The organism is Photorhabdus hainanensis (assembly GCF_018448965.1).
Lineage (GTDB): Bacteria > Pseudomonadota > Gammaproteobacteria > Enterobacterales > Enterobacteriaceae > Photorhabdus > Photorhabdus akhurstii.
In genome coordinates this window covers 1-1101 of sequence record NZ_RCWD01000110.1, presented here as the reverse complement: position 1 = coordinate 1101, position 1101 = coordinate 1, and the positions used below count along the sequence as shown (strand labels likewise).

The window sequence follows — 1101 nt, the reverse complement described above, 5'->3', positions numbered from 1 at the left end:
TATACCCAAGAAACTTCAAGATGCAGTTTTTAGCACCTGAAAATGGTCGTTAATTCTAGACATCAGCGAGTCCGCTATATCCGGTAGCGTTGTGGTGAAAAATTTGAAGACGTTGTCTCGAAATTCATGTTTATCAGCGAAATAACGGTTATTTCGAACCTGTTCATTCATGACCTTCCATAATCGCTCTATTGGGTTTAAATTTGGGCTATAGGGAGGAAGGTAATGTAACTCAATATTGCTAACATAAGCCCACTCCTTCACAAGATGAGCTTTGTTGTAACCCGCCCCATCCACAATAAGATGAATTTTTTGATGATAGTCAGGATAAGACTTTCTTATTTCATTGAAAAAACAGCAAATATTGTAGTCATTGATGGTTTGATATTCCTGGAACACCGTACGACCAATGGCATTCAGGTTGAGCGCGCCCAATATATTCAGGCGAGTCCGGCTTCCTGTTGTCTTGACGGTTTTTTTCTCGCCTTTTCGCATCCAGCCATAACTGAGTTTGGTGCTTTGAGTCGGGTGAACAGCGTCAAGAAAAAGGATGGGTTCGTCTTTCGCGGTGACTTTAAGATTCTCATAATATTCAATAAATTGTCGCTGTTTTTCTGCGTCGAATTTATGAGGGACGCCACAAGGTTTTTTATAAGAAAAACCCTGACGGTGTAGCCATTTATTCATGCCGGGAATGCTAAAGGTAATCTTCCAGAGCTGAGCAACATAGGCCACGATTTCATGGGTGTGATGGAAAAGGTGTTGAGATAAGTGATTGATTAAAAAATCAGTTTGTTCTCGGGAAAGCAAACTATCAGACCCTCCATTATCAGATTTAAGTTTACCTTGATTAAGGTAATCACTGATATGGCGGTCAACGGTGGTCTGATGGAGTCGCAATGCCTGGGCGATCATCACAGAACTCCACCCTTCAGAAGCCAGAAGGATAGCTTTTATTCTGTCTCGTACCTGACCATCACGAGTGGTGTCGTGAAGACGTTCAAGTTTGATTTTTTGTTCTGATGTAATAAATATTTTCATAGCGAGGATAATGATCTCCATTTCGGATAAAATCAAGCATCTTCAATGATTACGGGTATA

At 40.8% G+C, this 1101-nt stretch carries 1 protein-coding gene; it reads right to left on the bottom strand.

Annotated elements, in window-relative coordinates; genetic code table 11:
• Positions 1-15: 15 nt before the first annotated feature.
• The gene (locus tag EAE92_RS24070) at positions 16-1041 is read right to left on the bottom strand and encodes an IS630-like element ISPlu3 family transposase (protein WP_214069860.1); all 1026 of its coding nucleotides are present in this window, start codon (positions 1039-1041) and stop codon (positions 16-18) included.
• Positions 1042-1101 lie beyond the last annotated feature (60 nt).